Origin of the sequence: Mesorhizobium sp. M0410 (assembly GCF_040321435.1) — a bacterium.
Lineage (GTDB): Bacteria > Pseudomonadota > Alphaproteobacteria > Rhizobiales > Rhizobiaceae > Mesorhizobium.
Map to the genome: position 1 here is coordinate 383,410 of NZ_JAMYRN010000001.1, position 16,360 is coordinate 399,769.

At 63.9% G+C, this 16,360-nt stretch carries 15 protein-coding genes; 7 read left to right on the plus strand and 8 right to left on the minus strand.

Annotation, left to right across the window (positions count from 1 at the left end; all coding sequences use genetic code 11):
• Window positions 1–14: 14 nt before the first annotated feature.
• The 5 genes from NKI63_RS01950 to NKI63_RS01970 all read right to left on the minus strand — a co-directional run bounded on the left by NKI63_RS01950 (window position 15) and on the right by NKI63_RS01970 (window position 5,304).
• Window positions 15–1,076, minus strand: coding sequence for a Gfo/Idh/MocA family protein (locus NKI63_RS01950; protein WP_352507068.1), 1,062 nt, complete (start codon window positions 1,074–1,076; stop codon window positions 15–17).
• Entirely contained in the window at window positions 1,073–1,912 is an 840-nt protein-coding gene (locus NKI63_RS01955) for a carbohydrate ABC transporter permease (RefSeq protein ID WP_352507069.1), read from the minus strand. Before NKI63_RS01955 ends, NKI63_RS01950 begins: the two co-directional genes overlap by 4 nt.
• Window positions 1,913–1,920: 8 nt before the next feature.
• On the minus strand, window positions 1,921–2,844 hold the full coding sequence (locus tag NKI63_RS01960; protein ID WP_352507070.1) for a carbohydrate ABC transporter permease: 924 nt from the start codon (window positions 2,842–2,844) through the stop codon (window positions 1,921–1,923).
• 238 nt (window positions 2,845–3,082) lie between these two features.
• Window positions 3,083–4,342 carry an ABC transporter substrate-binding protein gene (locus NKI63_RS01965; protein WP_352686225.1) on the minus strand — a complete coding sequence of 420 codons (1,260 nt, stop codon included), beginning with the start codon at window positions 4,340–4,342 and terminating at the stop codon, window positions 3,083–3,085.
• Window positions 4,343–4,344: 2 nt separating this feature from the next.
• Window positions 4,345–5,304 (minus strand): N-acetylmuramic acid 6-phosphate etherase, encoded by a 960-nt coding sequence (locus tag NKI63_RS01970; protein ID WP_352686222.1) that lies wholly within the window; start codon window positions 5,302–5,304, stop codon window positions 4,345–4,347.
• Window positions 5,305–5,503: 199 nt separating this feature from the next.
• Between NKI63_RS01970 and NKI63_RS01975 the strand changes: the two genes are divergently transcribed.
• Genes NKI63_RS01975 through nagA form a run of 4 tightly spaced genes read left to right on the plus strand, consistent with a single transcriptional unit; the run spans window position 5,504 to window position 9,361 of the window.
• Window positions 5,504–6,385, plus strand: a complete 882-nt coding sequence (locus NKI63_RS01975; RefSeq protein ID WP_352476905.1) for a glucosamine kinase nucleotide-binding domain-containing protein — start codon at window positions 5,504–5,506, stop codon at window positions 6,383–6,385.
• A complete protein-coding gene (locus NKI63_RS01980) occupies window positions 6,382–7,164 on the plus strand; it encodes a GntR family transcriptional regulator (RefSeq protein WP_352507073.1) in 783 nt (260 codons plus the stop codon). The genes NKI63_RS01975 and NKI63_RS01980 overlap by 4 nt, the downstream gene beginning before the upstream one ends.
• Complete coding sequence (locus tag NKI63_RS01985) at window positions 7,161–8,192, plus strand: SIS domain-containing protein (RefSeq protein ID WP_352686219.1); 1,032 nt, start codon at window positions 7,161–7,163, stop codon at window positions 8,190–8,192. Before NKI63_RS01980 ends, NKI63_RS01985 begins: the two co-directional genes overlap by 4 nt.
• On the plus strand, window positions 8,189–9,361 hold the full coding sequence (nagA, locus tag NKI63_RS01990) for an N-acetylglucosamine-6-phosphate deacetylase (protein WP_352686216.1): 1,173 nt from the start codon (window positions 8,189–8,191) through the stop codon (window positions 9,359–9,361). Before NKI63_RS01985 ends, nagA begins: the two co-directional genes overlap by 4 nt.
• Window positions 9,362–9,363: 2 nt before the next feature.
• Here nagA and NKI63_RS01995 read toward each other — a convergent pair whose 3' ends face one another.
• The 3 genes from NKI63_RS01995 to NKI63_RS02005 form a co-directional block, all read right to left on the minus strand.
• Complete coding sequence (locus NKI63_RS01995; RefSeq protein ID WP_352507076.1) at window positions 9,364–10,887, minus strand: malonate--CoA ligase; 1,524 nt, start codon at window positions 10,885–10,887, stop codon at window positions 9,364–9,366.
• A gap of 38 nt (window positions 10,888–10,925) precedes the next feature.
• Window positions 10,926–11,603: a ribulose-phosphate 3-epimerase gene (gene rpe, locus NKI63_RS02000; protein WP_352686213.1), complete on the minus strand. Its 678-nt coding sequence runs from the start codon at window positions 11,601–11,603 to the stop codon at window positions 10,926–10,928.
• Between the two features lie 159 nt (window positions 11,604–11,762).
• Window positions 11,763–11,954, minus strand: a complete 192-nt coding sequence (locus NKI63_RS02005) for a hypothetical protein (RefSeq protein ID WP_352507078.1) — start codon at window positions 11,952–11,954, stop codon at window positions 11,763–11,765.
• Window positions 11,955–12,365: 411 nt separating this feature from the next.
• On the opposite strand from NKI63_RS02005, the gene dnaK reads away from it, so the two are divergent.
• From dnaK to pmtA, 3 genes are all read left to right on the plus strand, one after another.
• Window positions 12,366–14,282, plus strand: a complete 1,917-nt coding sequence (gene dnaK, locus NKI63_RS02010; RefSeq protein WP_023679851.1) for a molecular chaperone DnaK — start codon at window positions 12,366–12,368, stop codon at window positions 14,280–14,282.
• Window positions 14,283–14,494: 212 nt separating this feature from the next.
• Complete coding sequence (dnaJ, locus tag NKI63_RS02015; RefSeq protein WP_254815727.1) at window positions 14,495–15,631, plus strand: molecular chaperone DnaJ; 1,137 nt, start codon at window positions 14,495–14,497, stop codon at window positions 15,629–15,631.
• Between the two features lie 111 nt (window positions 15,632–15,742).
• Window positions 15,743–16,342, plus strand: coding sequence for a phospholipid N-methyltransferase PmtA (gene pmtA, locus NKI63_RS02020; protein ID WP_352686209.1), 600 nt, complete (start codon window positions 15,743–15,745; stop codon window positions 16,340–16,342).
• Window positions 16,343–16,360: the final 18 nt, after the last annotated feature.

Below are 16,360 nucleotides of genomic sequence, written 5' to 3' on the forward strand. Positions count from 1 at the left end.
GCTTCGTCCCTGTTCTAGAGTTTCACGGCGAGGCCGCTGCGTACGCTCTCGTCGGCGGCAAGGCAGACGGCGAGCGACTTCACCGCGTCGTCCATATGGCGGGTCAAGTCGAGATCCTCGCGGATCGCCTTGAGCACAAATGCCTGTTCGAGATCGCAGAGATCCTGATGGCCAGGCTCGCCCTCCATCGACAGCATCTCGTCCGGTTTGGCGAACTTGCCGTCCGCGCCGGTCGCCGCACTGTGCAGGCGGATGGTCGAGGTCTTGGTGTGGGTGTCGATGTCGTCGGACCTGACGCCCTCCTTCATGACGATCGACACGCAGCCATTGGGCGAGATCACGTCCTTCACGAAGAAGGCCGTCTCCGAGATCATCGGCCCCCAGCCGGCCTCGTACCAGCCGACCGAACCATCGTCGAACAGCACCTGCAGGTGGCCGTAATTATACATCGTGGGCGCAATCTCGTCGGTCAGCCGCAGCCCCATGCCGCGCACCTCGACCGGCCTGGCGTCGGTGATCTGCAGCATCACGTCGAGATAATGCACGCCGCAATCGACGATCGGCGACGTCGTCTGCATCAGCTGCTTGTGCGTCTCCCAGCTATGGCCGGAGGATTGCTGGTTGAGGTTCATTCGGAACACGTAAGGGCCGCCGAGCTTGCGCGCCTCGGCGATCAGCCGGATCCAGGACGGGTGATGGCGCAGGATGTAGCCGATCACCAGTTTTTTGCCGTTGGCCTTGGCTGCCGCGACCACGCGCTTTGCATCGGCGACGGTGGTTGCCAGCGGCTTTTCGACGAAGACATGGCAGCCGGCCTCGAACGCCCTCACCGCATAGTCGGCATGGCTGTCGGAATAGGTGGCGATGCAGGCGACGTCAGGACTCTCGTCGCGCAACGCCTGGTCAAAGGAGCGCCTGATGCCATAACTGGCGAGCCCGCCCGGCAACGGCACGTCGGAGCGATTGACCAGTGCTGCGATCTCGAAGCCCGGATTGGTATGGTAGGCCAGCGCATGGCTGCGGCCCATATTGCCGAGACCGGCGACGACGACGCGCAGAGGTTGTTGCGAACTCACTTGACCGCTCCCGAAGTGATGCCGCGGATCAGCTGCCGCGAGAAGATGACGTAGAGGATCAGCACCGGCATGATCGCCAGCGACAGTGCCGCCAGAATGGCGTTCCAGTTGGTGACGAACTGGCCGAGGAACAGCTGGGCGCCGAGCGTCACTGTCTTGGTCTCCTCCGACGGCGCCAGGATCAGCGGGAACCACAGATCGTTCCAGATCGGGATCATGGTGAAGACCGCGACCGTCGCCATCGATGGGCGCACCAGCGGCAGCACCAGCCGGAAAAAGATGGTGTATTCAGACAGGCCGTCGATCCTGCCCGCATTCTTCAGATCGTCCGAGACCTGCTTCATGAATTCCGACAGGATGAAGACGGCAAGCGGCAGGCCCTGCGCCGTGTAGACCAGGATCAGCGCCGTCAGCGTGTTAACCAGCCCGCTCGCCACCATCAGCTGCAGGATGGCGACGGTGCCGAGGCGGATCGGGATCATGATGCCGAGCGCCAGATAGAGCCCCATCAGCGAATTGCCGCGGAAGCGGTATTCCGACAGTGCGAACGCAGCCATGGCGCCGAACAGAAGCACGAAGAACAGCGAGGCGACGGTGACGACTAGGCTGTTCTGGAAATAGTGGATGAAGTCGCCCTGGCCGATCACCGTGGCGTAGCCGATCAGGTCGAAGGTCCCTGGCGTTGGCGGCGTCAGCGGCGCGCCGAAAATCCCTGCGCGCGATTTGAACGAATTCATGATGACGAGGATGACCGGAAACAGCGCGATGGCGGTGTAGGTCAACAGGATCGCGTGGGCGCCAATGATGCGGGGCAGCGAGCGGGTTGCGGTGCTCATGTCGCGCCTCAGAACTGGTAGCGACGCAAGCGCGTCTGCACGAGGAACAGGTAGACGCAGACGCCGCCGAGGATGATCAGGAACATCATCGTGGCGATCGCCGCGCCCATGTTGGGATCGCCGACCTGCAGCTGGAAACCGAAGAAGGCGCGGTAGAGGAAGGTGCCGAGAATATCCGTTGAATAGTTCGGCCCGGCCAGCGCGCCTTGCGCGGTGTAGATCAGGTCGAAAGCGTTGAAATTGCCGACGAAGGTCAGGATCGAGATGATGCCGATCGACGGCAGGATAAGCGGCAGCTTGATCTTCCAGAACTGCGCCATCCCGGTAATGCCGTCGCATTCGGCCGCTTCGATCACCTCTTCGGGAATGGACAGCAGTGCCGCATAGATCAGCATCATCGGGATGCCGACGAACTGCCACACCGAGATCAGGCTGAGCGCGGTCAGCGCATATTGTGCCTTGCCGAGCCAGGGCGTGAACAGGCTTTTCAGGCCGACAAGGTCCATCATATGCGGCGCCACGCCCCATAGCGGCGACAGGATCAGCTTCCAGGCGAAGCCGACAATGACGAAGGACAGGATCGTCGGCACGAAGATCGCCGTGCGGTAGAAGGCGGAAAACCGCAGCCTGGGGCTGGACAGAAGTGCGGCCAATAGGACGCCGATCGGGTTCTGCACCAGCATATGGATGACGAAGAACCAGACATTGTTCCTGAGGGCGTTCCAGAAATTGACCGACCAGTTGGGATCACCGAACAGCATGCGGAAATTTTCCAGTCCGACGAAGACCTGCGACTGATTGATGTTGCGGAACAAGGAAAGCTGCAGCGTGCCGGCCAGAGGCAGGATCATGATCGCCGTATAGACCAGCAACGCCGGCGCCAGGAAAACGCCGATATGCCAACGGAACGGTCTTTTCGGTGCTGCGGCCATGCATTCGGTCCCCGGATCAGGTCTTGCAATTGCCGTCAAAGGGCGCGGCGCCTCCTCTCCCTCGAGGGGAGGGTGCCTCGCACAGCGAGGCGGGTGGGGTCGGCCGATGCGGCCCGCCATCGTGGTTTCGACCGTGCTTTCCAGCAGCGATCAAGCCGCAGCCTGCCTCGACCGACCCTCTCTGTCGCCTTCGGCGACATCTCCCCATCGAGGGGGGAGACAACGCTTCGCCGCGCTCTTACTTCGCCGGCTTATACCAGCTGTCGAGGCCGTCCTGCAGCTTCTTGGCGGCAGCTTCCGGCGTGTCGGTGCCGTTGATGACGTTGGCCGATTCAACCCACGTCTCGTTTTCGAGGTTCGGCGTGCCGCGCGACAGGATCTGGTAGGTCGAGCGGATCGTCGACTTGCACTTGCCGCGCCAGGAGACGAATTCCTGGGCCAGCGGGTCTTCCATCTTCACCGGGGTGTTGTTCAGGCTGAAGAAGCCCGGCAGCGCGTTGGCGTAGATGGTGGCGAAATCCGGCGAGGCCACCCAGGACAGGAAGGTCTTGGCCGCATCCGCATTCTTCGAGGCCGCATTGAGGCCCATGCCGATGTCGGTGTGGTCGGAGATGTAGCAGGTGTCGCCGGCCTTCTGCACCGGCGGCGGGAAGGCGCCCATCTTGAACTGCGCCTGCGTGTTGAACAGGCCGATCTCCCACGAGCCGGCCGGGTAGATGGCGGCGCGGCCGAGCGTGAACAGGTTCTGGCTGTCCGGATAGGTCTGCGCCTCGAAGCCGTCGCCGAGATAGTCCTTCCACCTGGCCAGTTCCTTGAAGGGCTCGACCCACTGCGGATCAGTCAGCTTCTGCTCGCCCTTGATCAGCGCCAGGCGGCCTTCCTCGCCCTTCCAGTAGTTCGGGCCGATGTTCTGGTAGCCCATGGTCGCCGCTTCCCAGAGGTCCTTGGTGCCCATCGCCATCGGGATGTAGGTGCCGTCGGCCTTGATCTTGTCGAGCGCGGCGAAGAATTCGTCGCGCGTCTCCGGCACCTTGATGCCGAGCTTGTCGAAGGCGTCCTTGTTGTAGATGAAGCCATGGATGACGGAGGCCATCGGCACGCAGAAACTCGACTTGCCGTCGTCGGTCTGCCAGGCGGCCTTGGCGACGTCGGAAAAGTTATCCATGCCGGGCAGGGTCGAGATGTCGGCGAGGTTGCCCTTCTTGAAGAGCTCCAGCGACTTGTCGAACGGGCGGCAGGTGATCAGGTCGCCGGCCGAGCCGGCGGCGAGTTTGGCGCCGAGGGCGGCGTCATATTCGGTTGGCGCCGACGGCGCGAACACCACCTTGATGCCCGGGTTCTTGGCTTCGAAGGCCGGGATCAGCTTGTCCTTCCAGATGGCAAGGTCGTCGCCGCGCCAGCTCTCGATGTTGAGCGTTACGTCGTCGGCGTAAGCCACCCCGGCGGAGCCGAGAATGCTGGTGCCGAGAAGAAGTGCCGTCAGTAGCTTCGTTGTCATGCTCAGTCTCCCTGTTGACCTTTTTCAGGTTCGGTTTTGATGAGAACAGAGGCATTGCGCCCCTTGCTCCCCTCGATCGCGGAAAGGGCTGGCCGCAGCTTGTGGCCGGTCCCTTCCAGTATCTTCTCGGCCGCGTCGGCGCTGGTGGCGCCGGCGGCGAGCAGAATGGCGGTCTTGACGACGCCGCCGCTCTTTTCGAGCAGGCGCGCCGCCTCGTCCTTGTCGCGCCCGCTGACGGCGGCGACGATGCGTGCGGCGCGGTCGCGCAGCTTGATGTTGTCGGCCATGAGGTTGACCATGTAGCCGTCATGGACATGGCCGAGATGGATGGCGGCCAGCGTCGACAGCATGTTGAGCGCGATCTTCTGGGCGGTGCCGGCGCCCATGCGCGTCGAGCCGGCAATCAGCTCCGGCGGCGTTTCGAGCAGGATGGCGATGTCGGCCAGCCGCAGCAGCGGCGCATCCCTGTTGTTGGCGACGGCAATCGTCGCCGCACCGCGGCGCCTGGCTTCCTCGATCGCCCGGACAGCGTAAGGTGTCGAGCCGCTGGCCGAGACGGCGATCAGGCAATCGCTACTGCCGATGCCGGCGGCGGCGACCGCTGCCGAAGCTTCGTCAAGGTCATCCTCAGGCCCGCCGGCCAGTGTCCTGAAAGCTTCGTCGCCGCCGGCGATCAGGATGGCGATGCGGTCGCGCTGGATACCGAAAGTGCCCGGCAGTTCCAGCGCATCGGCCAATGCCATCAGGCCCGAGCTGCCGGCGGCCGCATAGGCGAGCTTGCCGCCGCTTTTCAGCCGGGTTGCGATAATTTCGGCGGCCGCGGCAATGGCAGGAATGGCGCCGCGTACGGCCTTGGCGGCCTCGATCTGTGCGTTGGCCAAAGAGGAAAGGATGGCGTCCGGGGCCTGGATGTCCAGTCCCTCGGCATTGCGGTGAAGCGCTTCGGTGCGCGTTTCGGCCATCCGCTGTCCTCCAATCCAGAAAACAATACCAAAAAAATACCACTTGTCCACACGCATTAATGAAATCCCTGCGTCGGGATAGGCCTGCAGACGAAATCCGCTGATTTCTCAACAAACTAGGCCTTAACTTTTTTGAAATGGAAATTAACCCTTGGCTATTGGTATTTTATTGGTATTATCCGCCCCGAGGAGAAATCGCGTGAAATTCGTGCTCGGCATCGATGGCGGCGGCACCAGCTGCAGGGCGGCCCTTGCAACGGCCGACGGCAGCGTCCTCGGCCGCGCCAAAAGCGGCGCCGCCAACATCCGCACCGATCTCACCGGCGCCAGGACGAACATCGTCGATGCGGCGCAGCAGGCCTTTGTCGCCGCGGGCAGGGATCCCGCACTGATCCCGCAAACGCCGGCCGTTCTCGGCCTGGCCGGCGCCAATGTCGGCACCTATAGGCAGCAGCTCGAAGCGATCCTGCCGTTCCGCATCAGCCGTGTCGAGACCGACGCCGAAATCGCGCTGGAAGGTGCGGTCGGCTCCGGCGACGGCGCCATGGCCATCCTCGGCACCGGCACCGCCTATATGGCGCGCAGACAAGGCAAGTCGCGCGCCATCGGCGGCTGGGGGTTCCAGGTCGGCGACCAGGGCAGCGGCGCCCGCATCGGCCGCGACCTGCTCGAGCAGACGCTGCTCGCCTATGACGGCATCCGCGAAGGCTCGCCGCTGACGCAGGCCATGCTCGCCATCTTCCGCAACAATCCCGAGGATGTGGTCGAATTCACCACCAACGCCAAGCCCGGCGATTTCGGCGGCTTCGCGCCCAAGGTGTTCGAACACGCCGAAAAAGGCGACGTCGTCGCTATCTGGATCCTCGACAAGGCGGTCGCCGATGTCGAGGCAGCGCTTGGCGTACTCGACCTGGGCGGCGACGATCCGCTCTGCCTGCTCGGCGGGCTGGCGCCGCTTTACGCGCCGCGCCTGTCGGCCCGCTACCGGGCGCTGCTGAAACCGCCGCTCGACGACGCGCTGGGCGGCGCGGTGCAGATGGCGGTTCGGATTTTCGCAAACACGGCGGAGACAGCGCGATGAGCGAGGCCGCCGACCAGATATTCACGGCGCTGAAACAATCGTCGCAAAGCGGCGCGCCGCTCTATCTGCAGCTGAGGAAGAGCATCGAGGATGCGGTCAAACGCGGGCTGATCGGACCGGGCGATGCGCTGCCTTCCGAGCGCGACATCGCCAGCAAGGCCGACATTTCGCGCGTCACCGTGCGCAAGGCGGTGCAGGACCTGGTCAAGGGCGGCATCCTCGTCCAGCGCCATGGTTCCGGCACCTTCGTTGCGCCGCGCATGGAGCGCGTCGAGCAGTCGCTGTCGATGCTGACCTCGTTTACCGAAGACATGGCGCGGCGCGGCATGGCGGTGCGTTCAGCCTGGCTCGACCGCGGCCTCTATCCGCCGTCGCCCGACGAGATGATGGTGCTCGGCCTGGCATCGAACGAATTGGTGGCGCGCGTGGCGCGCCTGCGCATTGCCAACGACACGCCGCTGGCGATCGAGCGCGCCTCGCTATCAACAAGCGTGCTGCCCGATCCGGCGGCGATCGGTTCGTCGCTCTACGCGGCGCTGGAACAGACCGGCAACAGACCGGTGCGGGCGGTGCAGCGCATTTCCGCCACCAATCTCGGCGATGGCGATGCGCATCTGCTCGAAGTGCCGCCAGGCATTGCCGGGCTGCATATCGAGCGTATCTCCTATCTGGCGAGCGGCAAGGTGATCGAGTTCACCCGCTCCATCTACAGAGGCGACGCCTATGATTTTGTCGCCGAACTCCGGCTAAGCGGGCCGGGCGAAGAGGGCCGGTCATGAGCGCAACAATTACCCATATGCGGCGCGAGATCGACGAGATCCCGGAGGCCACCGCGCGCCTGCTCGACGGCTCGGCCGCGGTGCTGACCGAGGCCGGGCGCGACATTCGCGAGCGCGACCCGAATTTCGTCGTCACCGTGGCGCGCGGTTCGTCCGACCATGCCGCGACCTTCATGAAATATGCCGTGGAGCTGACCGCCGGGCTGGCGGTTGCATCGGTCGGCCCGTCGATCGCCTCGATCTATGGCGCCAAGCTGAAGCTGGGCGGCTCGGCCTGCCTGGCGATCTCGCAGTCCGGCAAGAGCCCGGACATCGTCGCAATGGCGCAGGCGGCGCGGGCCGGCGGGTCGCTGACCGTCGCCATCACCAACACTGCCGATTCGCCGCTCGCGCGAGCCTCGGATTACGCGATCGACATCCTGGCCGGACCGGAGCGCAGCGTTGCGGCGACGAAGACCTTCGTCAATTCGGCCGTCGCAGGGCTCGCCTTGATGGCGCATTGCACCGGCGACGACAAACTTCTGGCAGCACTTGCCCGCCTGCCGGAGCATTTTCGCAAGGCGATCGCGTGCGACTGGATGGCGCTGGCTGCGGCACTCGAGACGCCGAAATCGCTGTTCATCCTTGGCCGTGGCCCGTCGGCGGCGATCGCCAACGAGGCGGCGCTGAAATTCAAGGAAACCTGCGCCATGCACGCGGAAGCCTATAGTGCCGCCGAGGTCATGCACGGCCCGCTGGCGCTGGTCGGTCCCGGCTTCCCGGTGCTGGCTCTGGCTGCTCGCGATGCGTCCGAACCGTCGGTGGCTGATGCCGCCGACAGCCTGGCCGGCAAGGGCGCCGCCGTCTTTGTGACGTCGAACAAGGCAAGGAGCGCACAGCCGCTGCCGCATGTCGCAACCGGTCATCCGCTGACCGATCCACTGACGCTGATCGTGTCGTTCTATGGTTTCGTCGAGGCTTTTGCCCGCCATCGCGGCCTCGACCCCGACACGCCGCCCAATCTGCGCAAGGTGACGGAAACGCTATGAGCGATCGCTTTGCCCTGACCGGCGCCCGGATTTTCGATGGCGACGACTGGCACGACAATGCGGCGCTTGTCGTGCGCGACGGCCTCGTCGAGGCCATCGTTGCCGCCGGGGCTATTCCACCCGGTGTTGCGCGTATCGAGACTGGTGGCGGCATGCTGGCGCCTGGCTTCGTCGATTTACAGGTCAATGGTGGCGGCGGCGTCATGCTCAACGACCATCCCGACGTCGCCACGATCGAGACCATCTGCCGGGCGCACGCACCCTTCGGCACGGCGGCGCTGTTGCCGACGCTGATCACCGACACGTCCGAGATCACCGCCGCCGCGGTTGCGGCCGGAGCCGAGGCGGCACGGAGGAAGATGCCAGGGTTCCTGGGCCTGCATCTTGAAGGGCCGCATCTTTCGATCGCCCGCAAGGGCGCGCATGACCCGGCCCTGATCCGGCCGATGCTAGGCCCCGACCAGGCGATGCTGATCGCCGCACGGAAAAACCTGCCCGTGCTGCTGACGACGGTGGCGCCCGAATCCGTCGAGCCCGGCCAGGTGTCGGCACTTAGCAAAGCCGGCATTGTCGTCAGCATCGGCCATTCCGATACCGGCTATGCCACGGCTCGCGCCTTTGCCGAGGCCGGCGCAACGGTGGTCACCCATCTGTTCAATGCGATGAGCCAGATCGGCAATCGCGAGCCAGGGCTGGCGGGCGCGGCAATCGATACCGGCACATTCTATGCCGGCATCATCGCCGACGGTATCCATGTCGATCCGGCCACCATGGCCATCGCCTTGCGTGCCAAGCAGGGGCCGGGCAAGATCCTGCTCGTCACCGACGCCATGGCGACGATCGGCACCGACATGACCTCGTTCACGCTGAACGGCCGCACCATCCACCGCAAGGATGGCAGGCTGACACTTGCCGACGGCACGCTGGCGGGCGCCGATCTCGACATGATTTCCGCGGTGCGCTTCATGCACCGCGTCGTCGGTCTCGACCTCGACGAGGCCTTGCGCATGGCCTCGCTCTATCCGGCGCAAGCGATCGGCCAGTCGCACTGGCTCGGGCGTTTCGCCAAAGGCACCGCCGCCAACATCGTTTCGCTGTCGGACGATGTGGACATTAAAAGCGTGTGGATCGATGGCGCCAGGGTTTTTGCAACCAGCCCTGCTCGTTAGGGTTAGCCGGCTTTGGACGTATAGAGGTCCTTGTAGGTTTCGCGCAGCAGGTTCTTCTGCACCTTGCCCATCGTGTTGCGTGGCAGCTCGTCGACGAAGATCACCCGTTTCGGATGCTTGTACCTGGCGAGGCGCCCGGCGATGGCCTCGATGAGCCCCGCGGCGCTGATGGTCGAGCCCGGCGCCCGCACCACGACCGCGGTGACGCCTTCGCCGAAATCCGGATGGGCGACGCCGATGACAGCGCTTTCGGCAACACCAGGCAGCGCGTCGATCTCGCTCTCGACTTCCTTTGGATAGATATTGTAGCCGCCCGAAATGATCAGGTCCTTGCCGCGACCGACGATGTGGACATAGCCGTCGGCATCGATCAGCCCCAGATCGCCGGTGATGAAGAAACCATCGTCACGGAATTCGGCCCTGGTCTTTTCCGGCATGCGCCAGTAGCCGCAAAAGACGTTCGGGCCCTTGACCTCGATCATGCCGACCTCGCCCCGGGCAAGTGTTTCGCCGCCGTCGGGATCGGCGATGCGCAGGGAGACGCCGGGCAACGGGAAGCCAACCGTGCCGGCACGCCGCTCGCCCTCGTAAGGGTTCGACGTGTTCATGTTGGTCTCGGTCATGCCGTAGCGCTCGAGGATGGCGTGGCCGGTGCGCTCTCGCCAGGCTCTGTGCGTCTCGGCCAAAAGCGGCGCCGATCCGGAAATGAACAAGCGGATGTTTTTCGCCGCTTGCCGGTTCAAACCGTCCTGCTGCAGCAGGCGGACGTAGAAGGTCGGCACGCCCATCAGGACGGTGGCGCGCGGCAGCAGCGAGACGATGCGGGCCGGGTCGAATTTGGTTTCGAACAGCATCGAGGCGCCGGCCATCAGGACGACATTGGTGGCGACGAAAAGGCCATGCGTGTGGAAAACCGGCAGCGCGTGAACCAGCACGTCTGCGGCGGTGAAGCGCCAGAGGTCGACCAGCACCCGCGCATTCGAGGCGAGGTTTTCGTGGCTGAGCATGGCGCCTTTCGAACGGCCGGTGGTGCCGGACGTGTAGAGGATCGCAGCAAGGTCGTCCGGCCCGCGCGCCACATCGTGAAAGTCCACGGCCGCCTCAGAGGCGCGATCGGTCAACGAACCCTCGCCCTGGCTGCCGAGTGTCGCGACCGCAGCGCCCGAGGCCTGCGCCAAAGCGCCGATCTCGGTCACTCGCGCCGGCTCGCAGACGACCAGTCGCGGCTCGGCATCCCTGAAAAAATAATCGAGCTCGGTCAGCGTATAGGCGGTGTTGAGCGGCAGGAAGATCGCGCCGGCACGCAGGCAGGCGAGGTAGAGGAAAATGGCCTGCGGGCTCTTCTCGACCTGAACGGCGACGCGGTCGCCGGCTTCGACGCCCAGCCGCGACAGCGCATGCGCCAGTTGAGCGGAGCGCGCCAGCATATCGCCATAGCTGATCGAGCGCCCGTCCTCTGCCTCCATCAAAAGGCGTCCGCGCGCGGGCATCCGGGCACGGAAAGCATCAAACAGATGGTTGCTCATGTTTAGCCCGAGCGGCGTCTCCGGCCGGACGGCGGCGGTCAGCCGGCCGCCTTGTCCGCCGCTATCCTGATTGCCTCGATGTTTGCCCGGTAGGCCTCGACGCTGCCGCCCTTGAAGATGGCCGCACCGGCGACCAGCACGCTGGCGCCGGCGGCAGTGACCAGGGGCGCAGTTTCGGGCGAGATGCCGCCGTCGATCTCGATCCTGATCGGCCTGCCGCCGATCAGCGCCTTCACCCGCTTCACCTTGTCGACGATCGCCGGAATGAAGGCCTGGCCGCCGAACCCCGGATTGACCGTCATGATCAGGATCAGATCAAGCCGGTCAAGCACGTATTCGATCATCGTCTCCGGTGTCGCGGGGTTGAGTGACACACCGGCCTTCTTGCCAAGGTTTTTGATCGTTTGCAGCGACCGGTCGAGATGTGGCCCGGCTTCGGCGTGCACCGTGATGCCGTCGCAGCCGGCGTCGGCGAAGGCGGCCAGATAAGGATCGGCCGGGGCGATCATCAGATGGCAGTCGAAGAAGGCCTTGGTGCGGTTGCGGATCGCCTTGATCACCGGTGGCCCGAAGGTGATGTTCGGGACGAAATGCCCGTCCATGACGTCGAGGTGGATCCAGTCGGCGCCGGCGGCCGTCACCGCCTCGACCTCGTCGCCGAGCTTCGAGAAATCGGACGCCAGCACCGATGGCGCGATCAGGGTTTTTTGAGCCATGTCCGCTTCCCGTTGTTGAGACCCCTTCGGCGTAATCATCTCGGCGCCGCTTGTCGACAGGAATCCGGCGTCCGCGCAGAAGGCGAGAAGCGGTGCGAGCCACTTCTCTTCTGGTGCAGACCTTTCCTCCAAGGCCTTTCCAGTGCACGGCCTTGGAGTTCAGTTCGAATGGCGCCGCGGCCTGGCCGTCCGTGGCAGGAAGAGCTTGCGGTTGCCTTGTTTCACCTTCTGCAGATCGGGCTTCTTCAGCCCAGCGGCGAGCGCCAAGATCGACAATCCGCTGGCAGCCTGGATGGCGCGGCGCAAACGGCCGCCACGAGAGCGCACGAACGCCCCGTGGCCGCAAGACATGGATCTCCCCCCACAGGTCATGGGAAGGCGAAGGTCGCGCTGAGCTCCTGCTGTTCCCTGAGACCATGGAGCCTCTGGATCTGTGGTCATGGGGCTTTACTTTCCGGGGCCGCACCGCGCGGCACCTGAGCGTCTGTCGCGGGGCGAGGCAGAAAGGTTCATGGGCCGGGGCCGGGCCGGCTGGATCACCGCCGGAAAATACGGGCCTGCCGGTCCCGGATCCGATCAACCGCGATGAATGGTGAAAGCCTTGCGCAGAATGCTTGCGCGCCACGCAGCCTGTTCTTATATACGCGCCAAGCCGTCCAGCGCCGAATGCCGGTTGCCGGAGCGGAATTTCTTGTGAACAGGGGCTTTCGTCGGAACGCCTGTACGGGTCCTGAGAGCCTGCTTAGCGGAGAGATTAGAACAATGGCAAAAGTAATCGGTATCGATCTGGGAACAACCAACTCCTGTGTCGCCATCATGGATGGCAAGGAATCCAAGGTCATCGAGAATGCGGAAGGCGCCCGTACGACCCCTTCCATCGTCGCCATCAACAGCGACGGCGAGCGCCTCGTCGGCCAGCCGGCCAAGCGCCAGGCGGTCACCAATCCTGAAAACACCATTTTCGCGGTCAAGCGCCTGATCGGCCGCCGCTACGACGATCCGGTGACGGAGAAGGACAAGAAGCTTGTCCCCTACAAGATCGTCAAGGGCGACAATGGCGATGCCTGGGTCGAGGCCGGCGGCAAGAAGCAGTCGCCCAGCCAGATCTCGGCGATGATCCTGCAGAAGATGAAGGAAACGGCGGAGGCCTATCTCGGCGAGAAGGTCGAGAAGGCGGTCATCACCGTTCCGGCCTATTTCAACGACGCCCAGCGCCAGGCGACCAAGGATGCCGGCAAGATCGCCGGCCTCGAAGTGCTGCGCATCATCAACGAGCCGACGGCGGCCGCACTTGCCTATGGACTGGACAAGAAGGAAGGCAAGACGATTGCCGTCTATGACCTTGGCGGCGGCACGTTCGACATTTCGGTGCTCGAAATCGGCGACGGCGTGTTCGAGGTGAAGTCGACCAATGGCGACACCTTCCTCGGCGGCGAGGATTTCGACATGCGCCTGGTCGAATATCTGGCGGCCGAGTTCAAGAAGGAACAGGGCATCGACCTGCGGAACGACAAGCTCGCCCTGCAGCGCCTCAAGGAAGCGGCTGAAAAGGCCAAGATCGAGCTGTCCTCCACCACGCAGACCGAAATCAACCTGCCCTTCATCACCGCCGATGCCACCGGCCCCAAGCACCTGACGCTGAAGCTGACGCGGGCGAAGTTCGAGAGCCTGGTCGAGGATCTCGTCCAGCGCACGATCGATCCCTGCAAGGCGGCGCTCAAGGATGCCGGCCTGAAGGCCGGCGAAATCGACGAAGTCGTCCTGGTCGGCGGCATGACCCGCATGCCCAAGATCCAGGAGATCGTGAAGCAGTTCTTCGGCAAGGAGCCGCACAAGGGCGTCAACCCGGATGAAGTTGTTGCATTGGGCGCCGCCATCCAGGCCGGCGTGCTGCAGGGCGACGTCAAGGACGTGCTGTTGCTCGACGTGACGCCGCTGTCGCTCGGCATCGAGACGCTGGGCGGCGTGTTTACGCGGCTGATCGAACGCAACACGACGATCCCGACGAAGAAGAGCCAGGTGTTTTCCACGGCCGAGGATTCGCAGTCGGCGGTGACCATCCGCGTCTTCCAGGGCGAGCGTGAAATGGCCGCCGACAACAAGGCGCTCGGCCAGTTCGATCTGGTCGGCATCCCGCCTGCGCCGCGCGGTGTGCCGCAGATCGAGGTCACCTTCGACATCGACGCCAACGGCATCGTCAACGTCTCGGCCAAGGACAAGGGCACCGGCAAGGAGCACCAGATCCGCATCCAGGCGTCTGGCGGCCTTTCGGACGCCGACATCGAGAAGATGGTCAAGGACGCCGAGGCTAATGCCGAAGCGGACAAGAAGCGGCGCGCGCTGGTCGAGGCCCGCAACCAGGCCGAGGCGCTGGTGCATTCCTCGGAGAAGTCGCTGAAGGAATATGGCGAGAAGGTTTCCGAGGCCGACCGCACGGCGATTGCCGATGCGATCGCGGCATTGAAGACCGCTGCCGAAGGCGACGATGTGACCGAGATCGAGGCCAAGACGCAGACGCTCGCCGAAGTCTCGATGAAACTCGGCCAGGCCATGTACGAGGCTTCGCAGAAGGAAGCCGCCGAGGCCGACGCCAAGGCTGACGCCGCCAAGGACAGCGACGTCGTCGATGCCGATTTCGAGGAAATCGACGAGGACGACGAGAAGAAGAAGTCGGCCTGAACCGCCTGACGGTAAAGGTAAGCAAAAAGCCCGGCGCGCAGCCGGGCTTTTTTGCAACCCTTTGCCAGAAAAACGCGGAGCTCCCCGAAAAAATGCGGACAAAGCCTCGTAGACACTGGCATCGCGGCTCCATCACACCTAAATCGGAACAGCGTGCCGGCAAACGACGCAACGATGCTTCAAGACGTTGACTATCCGGACTGCGGGAAAACATGAAAGCTGATTTTTACGAAACGCTGGGCGTGCAAAAGGGCGCCGACGAGAAGGAGCTCAAGAGCGCTTTCCGCAAGTTGGCCATGCAGTTCCATCCCGACCGCAACCCAGGCGACCATGCCTGCGAGCACAAGTTCAAGGAAATCAACGAAGCCTACGAAACGCTGAAGGACCCGCAAAAGCGTGCCGCCTATGATCGCTTCGGCCACGCGGCCTTCGAGCACGGCGGCATGAATGGCGGGGCGCAGGGCTTTGGCGCCGGCGGCTTCGCCGACATTTTCGAAGACATTTTCGGCGACATGATGGGCGGGCGCCAGCGCCGCTCGTCCGGCGGCCGCGAGCGCGGCGCCGACCTGCGCTACAATATGGAAATCACGCTGGAGGAGGCATTTTCCGGCAAGACCGCGCAGATTCGCGTGCCGGCCTCGATCTCGTGCTCGGAATGCTCCGGCAGCGGCGCCAAGCCCGGCACCCAGCCCGTCACCTGCTCGATGTGCAACGGCCACGGCAAGGTGCGCGCCACGCAAGGCTTCTTCTCGATCGAGCGCACCTGCCCGCAATGCCAGGGGCGCGGCCAGACCATCAAGGATCCGTGCCCGAAATGCGCCGGCCAGGGCCGTGTCACCGAGGAGCGCTCGCTGTCGGTAAACATCCCTGCCGGCATCGAGGACGGCACCCGCATCCGGCTGGCCAATGAGGGCGAGGCCGGCCTACGCGGCGGCCCGTCCGGCGATCTCTACATATTCCTCGCGGTCAAGCCGCACGAATTCTTCCAGCGCGACGGCGCCGATCTTTATTGCAAGGTGCCGATCTCGATGACAACGGCAGCGCTTGGCGGCTCGTTCGAGGTGACGACACTGGACGGTACCCAGACGAAGGTGAAGGTGCCGGAAGGCACCCAGAACGGTCGCCAGTTCCGCCTCAAGGGCAAGGGCATGCCGGTGCTGCGCCAGCCCAATATTGGCGACCTCTACATCCAGACCGTGGTTGAGACGCCGCAGAACCTTTCGCGCCGCCAGCGCGAATTGCTGGAAGAATTCGAGCAGCTTTCCTCAAAGGACAATTCGCCTCAGTCGAGCGGATTTTTCGCCCGCATGAAGGACTTTTTCGAAACGTTCGGCGAGCACCGAAGCTGATCCCTGGAAAACGCTTCCCGAGCGTCATCAACACCTTATCCGGGGATTCGCCTTGTCTTGCACCTCGTAGCTGTTAAGTAGCATGCGAGGGAGCGTTGAGGAGGACTTTCGATGACGCGTAGTCCCGGACTGCGAAAGACGCTGGCGGAAAAGTTCGACGACGAGTTGAAGTTCTTCAAGGGCTGGATCGACAAGCCGAAGGCGGTCGGTTCGATCGTCCCGACCAGTTCCGTCACCGCGCGCAAGATGGCCTCGATCGTCGATCCGAAATCCGGCCTGCCGGTGCTCGAGGTCGGGCCCGGCACAGGCGTCATCACACGCGCCATTCTCGCGCAGGGCATAAAGCCTGAGAATCTCTACGCAGTCGAATATGCCACTGATTTCGTGCGCCATCTGCGTCAGCTTTATCCAGGCGTCAACGTCATCGAGGGCGACGCCTTCAATCTCGACGCGACGCTTGGCGACAGGTGCGACCTGATCTTCGATTCTGTGATATCGGGCGTGCCTCTGCTCAATTTCCCGGTCGCCCAGCGCATCGCCTATGTCGAGAGCCTGCTCGACCGCATCCCGGCGGGCCGGCCGATCGTGCAACTGACTTACGGGCCGCTGTCGCCGATCCCGCCCGGCCGCGGCGACTATACGGTCGAGCATTTCCATTTCGTCATCCGCAACATTCCGCCGACGCAGCTTTGGATCTATCGGCGCGGCTGAACACATGTCGGAGTTCCG